Source organism: Pseudoalteromonas sp. SG44-17 (assembly GCF_014164235.1).
GTDB lineage: Bacteria > Pseudomonadota > Gammaproteobacteria > Enterobacterales > Alteromonadaceae > Pseudoalteromonas > Pseudoalteromonas rhizosphaerae.
The window spans coordinates 4,265-20,298 of record NZ_JACJEV010000050.1; the positions used below are offsets into that span (position 1 = coordinate 4,265).

Sequence of the window (16,034 nt, forward strand, 5' to 3'; positions counted from 1 at the left end):
AAGCTTAACGCCTACGGGTGTTAAATTTTACTCTGGTGTCTAATTAATTACTTGTAGGCGAGTGGCTTGCCACCGCGTTTTAAATGTAGTGTTTGTTCGTCAGCAAGCTCAACGCCTACGGGAGTTAAGTTGTACTTTGGTGTCAAATTACTTGTAGGCGAGTGGCTTGCCACCGCGAAAAGAGTTGTTTTTTTAGATAATTTGGTGTGCTGTGCTTTTTAGACTATATTTTAAGCGTTGATAATTTAAGGGATAAATATGCGCGAAAATCTTCCCGTCACTACGACAGAAAGAACTTTTCCTAGTGGCTCTAAACTCATATCTGTGACTGATTTAAAAGGTCAAATTGTTGATTGTAATGATGAGTTTGTAGCCATTAGTGGTTTTACTAAAGAGCAATTAATAGGTCAGCCCCACAATATTATTCGTCATCCAGATATGCCCTCTCTTGCTTATAAAGTTATGTGGGAGCATTTAAAAGCTGGGAAGTCTTGGATGGGCTTAGTTAAAAATCGTTGTAAAAATGGTGATTTTTATTGGGTTGATGCCTATATAACTCCTGTGACTGAGGGTGGTAAGGTCACGGGTTATGAGTCGGTGCGTTCTTGTCCTAGCAGAACTGATGTTAAGCGGACAGAGGCGCTATATAAAAACATAGTAAAGAATAGCAAACAGCTAAGTTTGCCGATTGCGGTGGAAAATATCGCTTTGATTATTGTCACTATTGCATCAGTGTTGTTATTTACTATGGGTTGGCAAAGTCCGGCATTATTGCTTTTTATTGCTGCTATTTTAGGTTATGCAATATGGGGACTAGTAGCCAAAAAACGTATGGTTAATGCACTTTATGAAATGTTATCAGGGGCATTTTCTCATTCACTGGCGGTTAGCAGTTACACTGATGACACGGGGGAGTTGGGTCATTTAAAAGTGGCAATTAAAAGTCAACAAGCACACTTAGGAGCTGTGATCACACGGATTGAGAATGAGTCAAAAAGAGTGTCGCAGCAGTCAGATATTGGTGAACGCTTAACCAAGACCATGCTTGATAAAATTGAGCAACAGCAAAATGAAACCATGCAAGCTGCGGCGGCAATGAATCAAATGGCCACCACGATTGCTGATGTGGCAAAGCATGTTACTGATACCGCATCACATGCTGATATTGCAAACGAATTGACTATTAAAGGCGGTCAAATTGCGAATGCCACACAGCAAGCTATTGAACAGCTCCGCGATACTGTTCTTGAAATCAGCGAATCCGTACAGCGAGTTTCTGAGCAAACCAAAAATATTGCCGAAGCTGCGCAAATAATCGAACAAATTGCTGAACAAACCAATTTATTAGCACTCAATGCCGCCATTGAAGCTGCGCGTGCTGGTGAGCAAGGGCGTGGCTTCGCAGTGGTAGCCGATGAAGTTCGTAATTTAGCTAAACGTACTCAAGATTCCACTAAAGATATTTATGACATAGTGAATGAATTAACAACACGGGCTACAAGAGCTGTCGATGTTGCAGAAAAAGGTGGTAAAAATGCCCAGCATGGTCTCAATCAAGTGCTGCAAAGTAGCGAAATGCTTCAAGGTGTATCTGAGGCTGTAGGTGAAATTGCGAGTATGTCGACCCAAATGGCGACTGCTGTTGAACAACAGTCACATGTTGCTGAGGACGTGAATCAGCAAATTCTTCGCATTTCAGAGTTAGCTAATTACAGCTTTACTGATGCAAAAGATACCGCTGAGGCTATTTCATTATTAAAAACAGTATCGGAGGCGCTGCACGAGCTAGTGGTAAGGTTTAAATAATCAGCCTGAGCTTCGGATAATAAATTAATACGTTTGTAAGTTTTTTAATCCAATCTTAGATAATCAATGACTGCTAAAGCAGTGTGATAGATAACCGTATTAGAGTTTTGATACGAATTGTTACATATTCGATTTTATTGTTGCTCCGATGAGGTTTATGATGGGATCAGCGAGCAGCTTATTATTAAGCTGCTTAAACGGTTTGTATTATCAACAATAATGATTTACGGGATTCCCATGAAAAAAATATCGCTCACTGCAGCAAGTATTGCACTTGCGCTGGGCCTAGTTGGCTGTGGTGAACAACAAGATGTTAAAGCGCCAGAAAGCAATGCTGTTAGTGAAGTGAAAACAGCTCTTAATTCAGGTATTGAATTAGCAAATATAGATAAGTCGGTCCGTGCGCAGGATGATTTTTATTATCACGTTAATGGTCAATGGTTGGCGACGACTGAGATCCCTGGCGATAAATCAAATTACGGTTCATTCTCACAATTGTATGATGACTCGCAAGCCGCAATGAAAACAGTGCTTGAACAAGCGGCTGCTAATACAGCTGCTAAAGCCGGAACTGATGAATATAAGCTAGGTGCGTTCTTTAAGAGTTACATGAATGAAGCCAAGCGTGATGAATTAGGTATAACACCGCTAAATGGTCCGTTAACTGCTATTGATGGTGTTAAAAATAAGTCTGATTTAGTCGCACTTATGGCGCAAATACGTATTCAAGGTGGCGCGGTGCCATTTGGTTGGTATGTAAATAATGACGCTAAGAACTCGAGTGAAAATGCATTATATGCGTATCAATCAGGCCTTGGCTTACCGGATCGTGATTATTACTTAAAAGACGACGAAAAGTTCACTAAAATTCGTGCCGCGTACCAAGTTTACATTGCTGACGTTCTAAAACGCGCAGGTGTAGAAAAAGCCGATGAAGCTGCTAAAGCAATTATTGCACTTGAAACCAGTATTGCTGATGCACAGTGGACGCGTGTTGAAAGTCGTGATGCTACAAAGTCTTATAATAAAATGAGCGTGAGTGATGCAAGTAAGCTAACAGGTGAGTTTGACCTTGCTGAATACTTCAAAGCGTCTGGTGTAAACGTACAAGATATTATCGTCAGTCAGCCTAGCTACTTTGAAAAATTTGCCGATATTTATAAAACAACAGATCTTGAAACGTGGCAACAATATCTTAAATTTCATTTAGTAAGTAACTACGCTGGTATATTAGATAAAGATCTGGTTGATTTAAACTTTAACTTTTACAGCACCACATTACGCGGCGTAAAAGAGCAAACACCGCTTTGGAAACAAGCCGTGGATGCATCAAATGAAGTGTTAGGTGAAATTTTAGGAAAAGTGTACGTTAAAGACAATTTCCCGCCAGAAGCAAAAGCGCGCATGGAAGAGTTAGTTGATAACGTGATCAAAGGCTATGGCGTTGCAATTGAAAATCTTGAGTGGATGAGCCCAGAAACCAAGCTTGCTGCAAAAGAAAAACTAGATAAGTTTACCCCAAAAATTGGCTACCCTGATAACTGGAAAGACTATTCACAGTTAAGCATTAATGCGGATGATTTAGTTGGTAACTATATTCGTCATAGTGAATGGGCTTATGCTGATATGATTGACAAGCTAGGCAAGCCAGTGGATCGTTCTGAATGGCACATGACACCACAAACAGTCAATGCTTACTATAACCCGGTGAATAACGAAATTGTATTCCCTGCGGCAATTTTACAACCACCATTTTTTAACTTAGAAGCTGATGATGCGGTTAACTACGGTGCAATTGGTGCGGTAATTGGTCACGAGTTAGGGCATGGTTTTGATGACCAAGGTGCTAAGTATGATGGGGATGGTAATTTACGTGATTGGTGGAGCGAGTCAGACCTTAAACAGTTTGAAGAGCGTACTGGTCAGTTAGTTGCACAGTATAACGAGTATCAACCATTTGCAGATGCCAGCGTTAATGGTCAATTGACCTTAGGTGAGAATATTGGCGATTTAGGTGGCCTAACGGTTGCTTTCACTGCTTATCAGTTATCGCTAGGTGGCGATAAAGCGCCAGTGATTGATGGTTATACCGGTGATCAGCGCTTCTTTATGGGTTGGTCGCAAATTTGGCGTCGTAAATACCGTGACGAAGAGCTACGTAACCGCCTAATGACAGATCCGCATTCACCAAGCCATTACCGCGTGATCGGTATCTTGTCGAATATGCCTGAGTTTTATCAAGCATTTGACGTTAAAGAAGGCGACAAAATGTATATCAAACCAGCTGATCGCGTAAAAATTTGGTAATTAGTTTTTATTAGTTTGATGATTAAACGGTGGCTTAGGCCGCCGTTTTTGTTTTGAGGGGGAGTAAAAGGTTAAAGGTTAAAGAGAAAGGGGCTAGGTGCTAGGGAAGTGACTAGGAGCGCGTTGCTCGAAGCCCATGGCATTTACCCTCATTGTCTTCTCTTTGTGCGTCAGCAAGCTTAACGCCTACGGTGTTAAAGTTTACTTTGATGTGTAATTTATTACTTGTAGGCGAGTGGCTTGCCACCGCGTTTTAAAATGTGGCGTGGTGTTTTGCGTCAGCAAGCTCAACGCCTACGGGTGTTAAATTTTACTCTGGTGTCTAATTAATTACTTGTAGGCGAGTGGCTTGCCACCGCATTTTAAATGTGGAACGGTGTTTGTGCGTCAGCAAGCTCAACGCCTACGGGAGTTAAGTTGTACTTTGATGTTTAATTAATAACTTGTAGGCGAGTGGCTTGCCACCGCATTTTAAATGTGGAACGGTGTTTGTGCGTCAGCAAGCTTAACGCCTACGGGAGTTAAATTTTACTTTGATGTTTAATTAATTACTTGTAGGCGAGTGGCTTGCCACCGCGATATTCAATATTGTTTCGGTGTTTATGCGTCAGCAAGCTTAACGCCTACGGGTGTTAAATTTTACTTTGATGTGTAATTAATTACTTGTAGGCGAGTGGCTTGCCACCGCATTTTTAATGTGGCGTGGTGTTTGTGCGTCAGCAAGCTTAACGCCTACGGGTGTTAAATTTTACTTTGATGTTTATTACTTGTAGGCGAGTGGCTTGCCACCGCGTTTTAAATGTGGTGTGGTGTTTGTGCGTCAGCAAGCTTAACGCCTACGGGTGTTAAATTTTACTTTGGTGTTTAATTAATCACTTGTAGGCGAGTGGCTTGCCACCGCATTTTAAATGTGGCGTGGTGTTTGTGCGTCAGCAAGCTTAACGCCTACGGGTGTTAAATTGTACTTTGGTGTGTAATTAATTACTTGTAGGCGAGTGGCTTGCCACCGCGATATTCAATATTGTTTCGGTGTTTATGCGTCAGCAAGCTTAACGCCTACGGGTGTTAAATTTTAGTTTGATGTTTTAATTAATTACTTGTAGGCGAGTGGCTTGCCACCGCGAAAGGTTAAAAAAGGTACTGGATGCTAGGGAAGTGACTAGGTGCTAGGCTAGAACCTATCCCCTAAAACCTAGCTCCTATAGCTAGATCTGGCGGTTGAAACTGGTAAACTCAGCTTTATTAAACGTTAAAGCTGATTAAAAATGAAAAAACATCATCTAAGTTTAGTCGTCCTCGCGGGTGGCTTGGGTACTCGCTTTGGTGGCAATAAACAAATCGCTGAGATTGCTGGGTTGGGTTGTACCATTATGGAGTTGAGTATTGCTGATGCTGTTGCCGCAGGAGTAACTCAGGTTGTATTAGTGATCAATCAGGCTGTGCGCAGCGAGATTGAGCAAGTGATTTTACCGCGCTTACCAACGGGGATTGATGTTGTGTTGGTTGAACAACACATTGATTTAGTGCCAGAGCAATTCCAATTACTAGCACAACAGCGAAGTAAGCCTTGGGGCACCGGGCATGCTTTATTATGCGCTAAAGATCATGTTCATAACCCCGCGATCGTCATCACAGCCGATGATTATTATGGCGCGTCGTCATTTTTATTACTCGCTGAACATTTTAAAAACCTGACTAGTTGGGCTATGGTGGGTTACCCAATTATTGATACTTTGTCAGATCAAGGAGGGGTGAATAGAGGCGTATGCCAAGTTAAAAATAACCAATTAATTGATGTTGTTGAGTATTTAAATATTCAGCACGAGAACGGTCAAATAATGGGTGACAATCCGCAGGGGCTCCGTGAGAAAATTGCCGTGGATGCGTTGGCATCAATGAGTTTTTGGGCAATTACGCCAACATTTTTTGACCGCCTAGAAGCAGGCTTTGACGAGTTTCTGCAAAAGTATGACAACGGTGTCAGAATGGAGTATTATTTACCCGATCAAGTTCAACAAGCGATCACATCTAATCAACAAATAGTTACCATATATACCGCAAAAGAGTCGTGGTATGGAGTGACTTATAAATCAGAATTACAGGATGTTACAGGTAAATTATATGAATTACGTCACGGATGAACTAGCCCCGATCTTGCCTTTTCCAGGGCACAACAATAGCGAAGTAAGTATGAAGTCAAATTCCATTGCGGTTTACTTGTCTGAGAGTTTTGGTCTTGGTAGTGAAAAAATCAGCATGAAGCCAATTGGTAGTGGTCACATAAATAGCACTATGCTATTAACTGCACCAAAAAAATCATTAGTAGTGCAAAAACTAAATACCGAGGTTTTTCCTGAACCAGATATGTTAGTTAAAAATGCTCGTTTAATTGAACGTCATTTAACTAAAAAACGTCAATTAGGCGAGTATGATTTAGCAATCATCCGCCATGTTCCTACAGTTGAAAATAACTATTTAGTTGATTGTGATAACGGTGTTTGGCGCGCACTCGAATTTATTGGCGGCAGTTATAGTGAAGATGTAGTTTTAAATACTTCACAAGCGCAAACTGCAGCCAATGCATTTGGTCAATTTGCTGTTGCTTTAGAAGATTTTGATGCCAAGCAACTACATCATGTTATTCCTGATTTTCATAATTTAGCGATGCGCGCTGAAAAGCTCAAAGCTGTGATTGCAAAAGATCCACAGCAGCGCTTAGCCAGCTGCCAAGCTGACGTTGATTTTTGTTTCGCGCAATTTGGCTTAATTGATGAGCTTAAAGCATTGACGGGCATTGTACCGGTTCGACCATGTCATAATGATACTAAAATTAATAATATGCTGTTTTGTAATACATCAAATGATGCCAAAGCAGTGATTGATTTAGACACCTGTATGCCTGGTTATTGGTTGTATGATTTTGGTGATATGGTGCGTACTTTTTGCTCTCCTGAACAAGAAGATTCAACGGATTTAGCTAATGTATGTGTGCGTGAAGAGATTTTTGCAGCGGTAGTCAAAGGTTATGTAGAGCCTTTGAAAGACTTGATTACCGAACAAGAAAAACAAAGCTTTTGGTTAGGCACCAAAGTAATGACCTTTATGATTGGCCTACGTTTTTTAACTGATTACATTGACGGTGATCATTATTTTTCAATCAAGCATGCTAACCATAACTTAGAACGTGCGCAAAATCAGTTTGCTTTATATCGTGATATTCTCGCAAAAAAAACCACGCTTAAAGCTATTTTAAGAGATGTGTGATAAAGGTTAAAGGTTAAAGGTGCTAGGAAGATAAAGGTACTAGGGAAGTTACTAGGACCTAGAGCCTATAACCTAGTACCTATGTTTTAAAGCGTAGGCGCGGCTTATAAAATTCATGGCTAAAGCCATTTCCTACATCGTCGATTGAGATTGGTTAAATACCAAGGGTTAAGGTTAATTCTAACCCCTTCTTTTCCTATGCTATCCATCTCCATCTGCTTTACCTCCCAAGCTGTTTTAGGTAAGTTAAAACTAGATTAGTTCTAGGATAATAATAATGAAGCAGTTTAATCGTCGAGATTTTTTAAAAGCCGCGAGTGCTACGGCAGCGGCTAGTGTGATTTCAGGATGTGCCACGGGTACTCAAAGTGGCGTTATTACTCCCCCAGCGCAAGGGCGCTCTGTAATTGGCCTTGTCGCGCCAAAAATGGATGTAGTACGGGTTGGGTTTATAGGCTTAGGGCAGCGTGGTTTTGGCCACGTAAAGCGTATGAGTCATATTGCTGGTACAGAAATTAAAGCAATATGTGATACCCATGACGAAGTATTACAGCGTTCAGCTAACTACCTCACTGACAAAGGGTTGGCTAAGCCTGCACTTTATACTGGCGACGATAATGCCTATCAAGCAATGCTTAATCGCGATGATATTGATATTGTGATTATTTCTACGCCATGGTCGTGGCATGCACCGATGGCAATCGATACCATGAATAGTGGCAAGCATGCTTTTGTTGAAGTGCCATTAGCATTGACGGTTGAAGAAATGTGGCAACTAGTTGATACCGCTGAGCGCACGCAAAAGAACTGTATGATGATGGAAAATGTCAACTATGGTCGTGATGAGTTAATGGTATTGAATATGGTTCGCCAAGGCGTGTTTGGTGAGCTGCTACATGGTGAGGCGGCGTATATTCATGAATTACGTTGGCAAATGAAAGAAGTGGAGCATAAAACTGGTTCTTGGCGTACCGCTTGGCATGCAAAACGAAACGGTAATTTGTATCCAACGCACGGTTTAGGCCCTGTGTCACAATATATGAATATTAATCGCGGCGATCGGTTTGATTTTTTAACCTCGATGAGTTCACCGGCACTGGGCCGTAGCGCCTATGCAAAGAAAGAATTTCCAGCCGATCATCAACGTAATCAGCTTAATTATATTGCTGGCGATATGAATACCACGCTTATCAAAACAGTAAAAGGGCGCAGTATTATGGTTCAACATGATACCACTACGCCACGGCCGTACTCGCGCCATAATTTAATTCAAGGCACTAACGGTGTGTTTGCTGGTTTTCCAAATCGTATTGCGCTGGAAGATGGTGGTTCGAAGAGCTTCCATGAGTGGGATTACGAAATGGCTGATTGGTATAAAAAATACGACCACCCACTGTGGACCAAAATGGGCGAAGAGGCAGAGCGTAACGGCGGCCATGGCGGCATGGACTTCTTAATGTTTTGGCGGATGATTTATTGTTTACGCAATGGCGAGGCGCTTGATCAAGATGTTTACGACGGCGCGGCTTGGTCTGTTATATCACCGCTGTCAGCACAGTCAGTTAGTAATCGTAGTGCGTCAATTGATATTCCAGATTTTACTCGTGGTGCATGGCAAAGTGCCAAACCGCTAGGAATAGTTGGTTAAATGCTAAGAGTTGCGCGAGGCAAACTCGCGCATATTGTGTTGGTGCGTCAGCAAGCTCAACGCCTACAGGTGTTAAATTTTATCTCGGTGTTAAATTTACTTTGATGTTTAATCACTTGTACGAGTGGCTTGCCACCGCGTTTTAAATGTGGCTCGGAGTTTGTGCGTCAGCAAGCTTAACGCCTACGGGTGTTAACGTTAGTCTCAGTGTTTAATTACTCACTGTAGGCGAGTGGTTTGCCACCGCGTTTTAAAATGTGGCGTGGTGTTTGTGCGTCAGCAAGCTCAACGCATACGGTGCTAAAGTTTATCTCGGTGTTAAATTTACTTTGATGTTTAATTAATTACCTGTAGGCGAGTGGCTTGCCACCGCGTTTTAAAATGTGGAGTGGTGTTTTTGCGTCAGCAAGCTTAAGCCTACGGTGTTAAATTTTACTCTGGCGTGTAATTAATTACTTGTAGGCGAGTGGCTGCCACCGCGTTTTAAAATGTGGTGTGGTATTTTTGCGTCAGCAAGCTCAACGCCTACGGGTGTTAAAGTTTATCTCGGTGTTAAATTTACTTTGATGTTTATTACTTACTTGTAGGCGAGTGGCTTGCCACCGCGTTTTAAAATGTGGAGTGGTGTTGGTGCGTCAGCAAGCTTAATGCTTACAGGGTTTTAATTTGCTGCGAGGGAGGCGTTACTGCTTACTAAACGGTAACTGCCTATAAATAGCGGGTGTTTCTACCCAGACTGAATATAGGCAATTCATTACTACACTAAATGTAGTTTAGCGCATGATACTTTCTTTAAGATATTGAAATAGCTCTTTATAGCCTTTAGCTGGCTTTTCAATTTTTACTTCTTTTGCCGCATTACGCACCAATTGACGTAACTTTTGACGATCAATAGTCGGGTATTGCTCAATGGTTTGATTGACTAAATCATCACCTTGGGCAATTAAATCATCGCGTAATTGCTCAATCTTTTTAATCATCACTTCGGCTTGATTATTTTTATTCAACATAATGTCGATAATAGCGTTGATCTCTTCGATATTCTCAACGGTACGCAAAGTTTTTGCGATGTAATTTAAGTGACGACGATATGCATCACTTTTGTTACTGATTTTGTCTGCAACAACCATTGCCGCTTTTAAATCGTCATTTAAGGGTAAGCGCTCGCGCTGTTTTTTCCCCATTTTGGCAATTTCAGCACCTAACTGATGAAACTCTTGCGCTTCGCGCTTTAGCTCACTTTTTGATATATAGATAATTTCTTCTTCAATTTCAGCAGGCTTGCCTTTTTTCTTCGCCATGGGGTACTCATATGATAACGTTAACTGCAGTCATTATACCCAAACCACCTCAAGATGCGAGCGTCGTTGGAGTTAAAAGCGATTTAGGCAAGGCATTGATTGCAAGTAATAGTGGTTCTATTGTTAAAATCAATAACGCAGTATAAATCGCTTTTAAACCAACCCGTTGGGCGTTTCACAGGCACTTACTCTCATCGTTATTACTTCTTAAAAGGGACTGCCATTCTTGCAAAGTAACGCCTTGATATTAAGCCCCTGTGAAACGCTGAATTCTGTATCTTGAGGTGGCTTGGGTATATACGTGATTCTTTTAATGATTAATATTAGCTGATGCAATGCAGTGAGTGTGTTAGCATTTAAGTATTATGATTGCGCATGCAAAACGCTCCAAGCTCAGGACTAAAAATATGAAAAGCCAACAGCAAGATCCTATTTATACTCAAATTTCTCAAATAAAAGATGCCGTTGCAGAGGTTTTAGAACACGCGAAAAAACTCGGTGCTACTGGCGCTGAAGCGGCGATGTCGAGCACCTCAGGTTTATCAGTTAGTACCCGCATGGGTGAAGTCGAGACCATTGAATTTAACCAAGATGGTGGGCTGGGGATCAGTGTGTACGTTGGTAATCACAAAGGCTCTGCGTCAACAGCTGATTTAAACCCCAAAACACTGCGTACAGTGGTAGAGAAAGCCATTGATATCGCCAAGTTTACTTCAGATGATCCACATAATGGCGTAGCCGATAAAGACCTACTTGAATTTGCTCCGCTTGATTTGGATTTATACCACCCGTGGGATGTCAGCCCTGAGCAGGGCATTGAATTGTGTCATGCTGCAGAGCAAGCAGCGCTTAATGCCGATGCGCGTATTGTTAATTCAGATGGCGCCAGTTTTTCATCGCATCAAGGTTTACGTGTGTATGGTAATAGCCATGGTCTTATCACAGGTTACCCGCGTACTCGCCACAGCATTAGTACTATGGTGATTGGTAAAGATGGTGAGCAAATGCAGCGAGATTCAGCTTATACCGTAGCGCGAGACCAAGCTGGTTTGAAAGATGCTGCGGCAGTAGGTTTAGAGGCTGCGAGTGAAACTCTTGCTAAGCTCAATAGCAAAAAATTAGGTACCATGAAAGTCCCAGTTGTTTTTCGTGCAGATATAGCTAATTCATTGTTTGGTCACTTGGTGTCTGCAATAGGTGGTGGTGCGCTGTATCGTAAATCGAGCTTTTTGTTGGATAGCCTTGGCACGCAAGTATTTAATAAGTGCGTTAATATTTCAGAGCGCCCGCATATTTTTAAAGGTTTAGCGTCTTCACCATTCGATAGTGAAGGGGTAAAAACTATCGACCGTGAAATCATTCAAGGCGGTGATCTGCAAACTTACTTATTAGCGAGCTACGCAGCCCGAAAAATGAATATGACACCTACCGGTCATGCTGGTGGTATTCATAACTGGTTAGTAGAACAAACTCATGCTGACTTAGCTGCGTTGTTAAAAACGATGGGCACTGGTTTATTGGTCACTGAATTAATGGGCCAAGGCGTTAATACCGTAACAGGTGATTACTCGCGTGGTGCTGCCGGTTTTTGGGTTGAGAATGGCGAAATACAATACCCTGTAAGCGAAATTACCATCGCTGGTAAACTGCAAGATATGTTTAAAGGCATTAGTGGCATAGGCGGTGACATAGAGCGCCGTGGTGGAATTCAGACCGGTTCGGTATTGATTGAACAAATGCAGATTGCGGGAAGCTAGGTTAAAGCTATAAGTTTTAATTTGCGTAGGCGCGGCTTTATGCCGCGCAAATTTTTTAAAGGAACTAGGTTCTAGGAAAGACACTAGGGGTTAGGCCCTAAAACCTAGCACCTTTAACCTATATTGTTTTCTCATTACCCCTTATCCTCACACATCTTTTGTTATTAAATCTTTTATAAAAAACACTTTACCTCAACGTTGCTTGAGGTTTTATTGTGGCTTTAATTACTTAAATAAAGGAATTTAATTATGTATTTAGAGCATGTAAATTTGGTAGTCGATGATGTTGAAGCTATGCTGCACTTTTATAAGGCGGCTTTTCCGTACTGGTCTATAAGAAGTCAAGGCGAAGGGGAGTGGTACGGTAAACCACGAAAATGGTTACACTTTGGCGATGATTTTCAGTATTTAGCATTGAGTGATCATGGTGAACAACATAACCGTGACTTAACCGGACATCAAGTTGGCTTAGCGCACTTTGCTTATGTTACGAATAATATTGCTGCAGTAATTTCGCGTTTAGAAAGCGCTGGTTACAGTATTGATAAGCCTGGTGCGGTAAATCCATTTCGTAAAAATGTGTATTTTATTGACCCCGCAGGGTTTGAAGTAGAGTTTGTTGAATATTTAAGTGATATTCCTAGTGAGCGTAATAATGATTTATAACATTAGTTTCGCGTCAGCAAGCTCAACGCCTACGGGTGTTAACGTTAATCTCAGTGTTTAATTAATCACTTGTACGAGTGGCTTGCTACCACGTTTCAAAATGTGGCTCTGGTGTTTTTGCGTCAGCAAGCTTAACGCCTACGGTGCTAAAGTTTATCTCGGTGTTAAATTTACTTTGATGTTTATTACTTACTTGTAGGCGAGCGGTTTGCCACCGCGTTTTGAAATGTACTCTGGTGTTTGTGCGCCAGCAAGCTTAACGCCTACGGGTTTTAACGTTTATCTCGGTGTTAAATTACTTGTAGGCGAGTGGCTTGCCACCGCGATATTCAATATTGTTTCGGTGTTTTTGCGTCAGCAAGCTTAACGCCTACGGGTGTTAAGCTTTAACTGTGTTTTATCCATTAATGTTTATTGATATCTTGCCAACTGGTTTTAAGGCTGTTGGCGAATGAGACAAACTTTTCTTTAATGGTGCGCTTAATTTTAATTTCCACAGAGCCCAGAATAACTTTTCCTTCGATAGTAATGGTTGGCCCTTGGTGTTTATTCAGTGACACTGATTTGTTTTCAACACTACCAATAATACTGAACAGTTTTGATACAACATTGACGTGTTCTGGCACATAAATTTCATCATTGCCTAGTAAGCAATTGACATGGATGGTGATATTTTGATGCTGAAATATGGCGTCAGTGAAATCAAGTTCAATAGATCCAAGTAAGTTCGTCAGGTGGATTTCTTTTGGTACTACCCATTGCCCACTGCGCTCGTTTGATCCTAAGATACTTCGCAAGTGCAATGTTTCATCGCTGCTTTTATTACTATAGTTTGGGCTAAACTGCGCACGTTTTTCCCACTGGTAATTACTATCGGTTGTTAATTCTAGGTCACTTACCAAATCAATTAAGCTTTGGTTATCTTTCGCAGCCATTGCCTGATCTAATCGACGCTCAAAAGCATCAGCTGAAATAACAGCATGACTGTAGTTATATATTAATTGATCAATAACTTGTTCACGCACTTGCTCAATTGGGCGATCTTCTAATTTTACAGTCATGATGTATTCCTTATAAGTGATGCTGTTGGTGTATTTTACGATTGTCAGTACTGCAATAGTTAAAGCAAAGCTTAGGCCATTTATTAATTAGCTTAGTAATCAATAATTTAAATTTATTTTCGTTAGGTGCGTTTGTTATATTAACGACAGATTAACGAATAATGCTATTAAATGGTTAATTTTGCAACGACCAGAATAAATTACCGAGCAGTCTGTAAATAATTACCAAGACTAAAGCTAGTGCTATATGAAATTAAGTTTAAGCGATTGATTTTAAATGTTTTAAAAGTTGGCTTGATGTTCGCATTAATCATATTGTCTTTAATCAAAAGGAGAAAGATTATGAAAACATTTAACAAATCTATTATTGCAGCGTTAGTTCTTGGTACAACCGCTATGGGTGCTCAAGCAAATAGCTGGGAAAATGAAAGTAAAGATGCTTGGATTGATGGTAAGGCAGAAACGGTTCTGTTAATGAACACTAACTTAAACAACTTTGACATTAACACTGATGTAAAAAATGGCAAGGTTGTACTAACTGGTAAAGTTGAAAGTGAGCTTGATAAAGAGTTAGCGGAAGAGCTTATCTTAAGTCTAGATGGTGTAACTGATGTTGATAACGAGCTAACGGTCGTTAAAAACACGGATACAAAAAGCAAGAAGATGAAATCAGATAGCACAGAAAGTGATTTAACGGATGCTAAAATTACTACCGTGATTACAACACGCTATTTATTTAATTCTGAAGTAGGCGGTACGGATATTGACGTAGATACCGATAAAGGTGTGGTAACGCTAAATGGTACTGTTGGTTCGGATGCTGAAAAACAGCTAGCGGTGAAAATTGCTAAGAATGCTGAAGATGTTCGCGATGTAGTTGATAACTTAACTATTGTAGCTGAATAATCTATAAGCCACGAATGCCCAGTTATGCTGGGCTTTCTTATACAAATTTCAGGGAGTGAGAGTCATGGATTTAATACGAATTATATTTTCAGTGCTTATTCCACCACTTGGTGTATTTTTACAAGTTGGTTTAGGTGCTCAATTTTGGATTAATATTTTGTTAACATTACTAGGGTATATTCCTGGTCTAATACATGCAATTTATATAATCGCACGTCGTTAGAGTCACAGTGTTAAATATAACAAGGATGAACAGCCAATAGATGGCAAGGAGTAACATTATGGATAACGTATTAAGGAAAAACCAACAAGGGATCGTAAAAAGCGCAAAGCCACTTTGGACGGCACAACAATGGAAGGAGCTAATGAATAGCGCATCAAGGAGCGAAGTAAAAGCAGCAAGGAATGGGCTTTAAATATCAGAGTATATAAATATCAAATACTAGAAGGATTTTGCTAGGATGTTATATATCAAAATTATAAGTGCATGTTGTTATTTTAATTAAGAACATCCACTTATAACCTTCCCCAAGAATGTTTAACCTCTCATTTTATTATAATCATAGACTGGTCGATCACCGCGTTTTGAAATGTGCCCTGGTGTGTTTGCGTCAGCAAGCTCAACGCCTACGGGTGTTAACGTTTGCCTCAGTGTTTAATTACTCACTGTAGGCGAGTGGCTTGCCACCGCGTTTTAAATGTGGCTTGGTGTTGGTGCGTCAGCAAGCTCAACGCCTACGGGTGTTAACGTTAATCTCAGTGTTTAATTACTCACTGTAGGCGAGTGGCTTGCCACCGCGTTTTGAATGTGGCTCGGAGTTTGTGCGTCAGCAAGCTTAACGCCTACGGGTGTTAACGTTTATCTCGGTGTTAAATCACTTGTAGGCGAGTGGCTTGCCACCGCGATATTAAATATTGTATCGGTGTTTGTGCGTCAGCAAGCTCAACGCCTAATGGTGTTAACGTTAATCTCAGTGTTTAATTACTCACTTGTAAGCGAGTGGCTTGCCACCGCGTTTTAAATGTGGCTCGGAGTTTGTACGTCAGCAAGCTTAACGCCTACGGGTGTTAACGTTTATCTCGGTGTTAAATCACTTGTAGGCGAGTGGCTTGCCACCGCGAAAAGATTAAAGGTGCTAGGAAGACAAAGGTACTAGGTGCTAGGGAAGTGACTAGGACCTAGAGCCTAAAACCTAGCTCCGATGTTTAAAGCGTAGGCGGGGCTTTATGCCGCGCGGTTAAAATTTCATGGCTAAAGCCATTTCCTACATTACGATGTAAACCTAGAACCTAGAACCTAGAACCTAGAACCTAGAAC

Annotated in this window: 15 protein-coding genes; 13 read left to right on the plus strand and 2 right to left on the minus strand. The window is 41.0% G+C overall.

Annotated elements, in window-relative coordinates:
- The first annotated feature begins 258 nt into the window (after positions 1-258).
- The 5 genes from H5182_RS20745 (at position 259) to H5182_RS20765 (ending at position 9,025) form a co-directional block, all read left to right on the plus strand.
- Entirely contained in the window at positions 259-1,806 is a 1,548-nt protein-coding gene (locus H5182_RS20745; RefSeq protein WP_182760559.1) for a PAS domain-containing methyl-accepting chemotaxis protein, read from the plus strand.
- A 237-nt stretch (positions 1,807-2,043) separates the two neighbouring features.
- Positions 2,044-4,113, plus strand: a complete 2,070-nt coding sequence (locus H5182_RS20750; RefSeq protein ID WP_182735735.1) for a M13 family metallopeptidase — start codon at positions 2,044-2,046, stop codon at positions 4,111-4,113.
- A 1,265-nt stretch (positions 4,114-5,378) separates the two neighbouring features.
- Positions 5,379-6,254 (plus strand): NTP transferase domain-containing protein, encoded by an 876-nt coding sequence (locus H5182_RS20755; protein WP_182735736.1) that lies wholly within the window; start codon positions 5,379-5,381, stop codon positions 6,252-6,254.
- 49 nt (positions 6,255-6,303) lie between these two features.
- Positions 6,304-7,377: a phosphotransferase enzyme family protein gene (locus H5182_RS20760; RefSeq protein WP_145237130.1), complete on the plus strand. Its 1,074-nt coding sequence runs from the start codon at positions 6,304-6,306 to the stop codon at positions 7,375-7,377.
- Positions 7,378-7,654: 277 nt separating this feature from the next.
- Positions 7,655-9,025 (plus strand): Gfo/Idh/MocA family protein, encoded by a 1,371-nt coding sequence (locus H5182_RS20765; RefSeq protein WP_182735737.1) that lies wholly within the window; start codon positions 7,655-7,657, stop codon positions 9,023-9,025.
- A gap of 773 nt (positions 9,026-9,798) precedes the next feature.
- Here H5182_RS20765 and yjgA read toward each other — a convergent pair.
- Positions 9,799-10,326 (minus strand): ribosome biogenesis factor YjgA, encoded by a 528-nt coding sequence (gene yjgA / locus H5182_RS20770; RefSeq protein ID WP_145236713.1) that lies wholly within the window; start codon positions 10,324-10,326, stop codon positions 9,799-9,801.
- Positions 10,327-10,337: 11 nt separating this feature from the next.
- Here yjgA and H5182_RS22430 point away from each other — a divergent pair, with 11 nt between their 5' ends.
- The 4 genes from H5182_RS22430 to H5182_RS20785 all read left to right on the plus strand — a co-directional run bounded on the left by H5182_RS22430 (position 10,338) and on the right by H5182_RS20785 (position 13,116).
- Entirely contained in the window at positions 10,338-10,472 is a 135-nt protein-coding gene (locus H5182_RS22430) for a hypothetical protein (RefSeq protein WP_259398338.1), read from the plus strand.
- Between the two features lie 261 nt (positions 10,473-10,733).
- Positions 10,734-12,083 carry a metalloprotease PmbA gene (pmbA, locus tag H5182_RS20775; RefSeq protein ID WP_182760560.1) on the plus strand — a complete coding sequence of 450 codons (1,350 nt, stop codon included), beginning with the start codon at positions 10,734-10,736 and terminating at the stop codon, positions 12,081-12,083.
- A 249-nt stretch (positions 12,084-12,332) separates the two neighbouring features.
- On the plus strand, positions 12,333-12,749 hold the full coding sequence (locus H5182_RS20780) for a VOC family protein (RefSeq protein ID WP_182759015.1): 417 nt from the start codon (positions 12,333-12,335) through the stop codon (positions 12,747-12,749).
- 208 nt (positions 12,750-12,957) lie between these two features.
- Positions 12,958-13,116, plus strand: a complete 159-nt coding sequence (locus tag H5182_RS20785; protein ID WP_182760561.1) for a hypothetical protein — start codon at positions 12,958-12,960, stop codon at positions 13,114-13,116.
- Positions 13,117-13,153: 37 nt separating this feature from the next.
- On the opposite strand, the gene H5182_RS20790 is transcribed toward H5182_RS20785, so the two are convergent.
- The gene (locus H5182_RS20790; protein ID WP_145236722.1) at positions 13,154-13,810 is read right to left on the minus strand and encodes a LiaF domain-containing protein; all 657 of its coding nucleotides are present in this window, start codon (positions 13,808-13,810) and stop codon (positions 13,154-13,156) included.
- A gap of 342 nt (positions 13,811-14,152) precedes the next feature.
- Between H5182_RS20790 and H5182_RS20795 the strand changes: the two genes are divergently transcribed.
- The 4 genes from H5182_RS20795 to H5182_RS20805 all read left to right on the plus strand — a co-directional run bounded on the left by H5182_RS20795 (position 14,153) and on the right by H5182_RS20805 (position 15,738).
- A complete protein-coding gene (locus tag H5182_RS20795; RefSeq protein ID WP_145236725.1) occupies positions 14,153-14,716 on the plus strand; it encodes a BON domain-containing protein in 564 nt (187 codons plus the stop codon).
- A gap of 64 nt (positions 14,717-14,780) precedes the next feature.
- Positions 14,781-14,939, plus strand: a complete 159-nt coding sequence (locus tag H5182_RS20800) for a YqaE/Pmp3 family membrane protein (protein WP_064667813.1) — start codon at positions 14,781-14,783, stop codon at positions 14,937-14,939.
- Positions 14,940-14,997: 58 nt separating this feature from the next.
- Positions 14,998-15,132 carry a hypothetical protein gene (locus H5182_RS22435; protein WP_259397404.1) on the plus strand — a complete coding sequence of 45 codons (135 nt, stop codon included), beginning with the start codon at positions 14,998-15,000 and terminating at the stop codon, positions 15,130-15,132.
- 390 nt (positions 15,133-15,522) lie between these two features.
- A complete protein-coding gene (locus H5182_RS20805; RefSeq protein WP_182760562.1) occupies positions 15,523-15,738 on the plus strand; it encodes a hypothetical protein in 216 nt (71 codons plus the stop codon).
- Positions 15,739-16,034 lie beyond the last annotated feature (296 nt).